The 1,098-nt window shown below is 64.0% G+C and carries 1 protein-coding gene; it reads left to right on the forward strand.

The annotated features are described in order from the left end of the window. Positions 1-185 precede the first annotated feature (185 nt). Positions 186-560 carry a hypothetical protein gene (locus AB0N06_RS38985; protein WP_366139392.1) on the forward strand — a complete coding sequence of 125 codons (375 nt, stop codon included), beginning with the start codon at positions 186-188 and terminating at the stop codon, positions 558-560. Positions 561-1,098: the final 538 nt, after the last annotated feature.

A 1,098-nucleotide genomic window follows, 5' to 3' on the forward strand; every position in this document is an offset into this window, starting at 1 on the left:
CCCTTGTACGACGGCGGCGTACTACCCACGGACAACTCCTCCCAGCATGACCCACCAGAAGATCATCCCACCCGGTCAGTCAACGTGACAGTGCCGCTACAAGTTCTCCATTAAGCCTCTACGAGATCACCTCCGACCTCTATCGTGATCAGTGCCAACTCGACTAGGCGAAAGACGACTTGCACATGTTGAAGCAGATCACCTCCCGAATCGGATCCCTCATCGCCGGTTCGGCCCTGGCTGCGGCCGCCCTGATCACAACGGCCGCACCGGCTACTGCCGGAACCAACGGTCAGCAGATGGCCATATCCACGCGCTACTCCGACGTGGTCAAGATGTGTGGCAACAACCAGAACGGTGTGCGTGTCTGCACCGGATGGATCTCGACCCCCAACTACTGGACCAAGATCTACGGATGGTGGTGGAAGGGCGAGGTGGAGTTCTGGGGAATTCAGTACGACGCCCCTGGCGGCTATGAAACGCACCGGTACTCATACTGCAACGTGCCCGCCTCCCAGGCGGATGACTGGACCTGGTGCGACGAGGCCGGCAACCTCTGATCCTGGCGTCGACGGGTGACAGGAAGGGTGCCGGGTCGGCCTGACCCGGCACCCTTCTCCCGGTCCTGACTTGATACGGGCTCACCGCCCATCTGCCGTACGTCCCACGACCCACCCACCTGGCGGCCAGCAACGGTGAAGGGCCGTACCGGGCCCCGCCCGCCACCCCCTTGGGCCGCCTGGCCCGGAACCGCCACCCTCGCAACAACCTGGGCGGCCCCAACAGCTCCACAGTCAAGCTCAGCCCACGCCCACTCTCGATGGCCGCCCCATGACCAGGGGCTATGCAGAGATCGCTGCTACACCACTCGGCGGGACACCATCCATGCTCGGCCAACTCCACCACTGCCTCCAGGCACGCATCCCGTTCGACGAAGGGATCGCCTTCCCCACAGAGCCCCAGCCAGCAGGAACAGCCACCGCGTGAACGGAACGGGGCAGCTGGCATTGTCACGTTGGCTGGCCGGCGTGGGATGATCTTGTGGTTGGTCGTGCCGGGGAGGGGTTCGCTCGTGTCGTCCGCGTCGCCGTCGTACAA

The sequence above is a fragment of the Streptomyces sp. NPDC051020 genome (assembly GCF_040683105.1).
GTDB lineage: Bacteria > Actinomycetota > Actinomycetes > Streptomycetales > Streptomycetaceae > Streptomyces.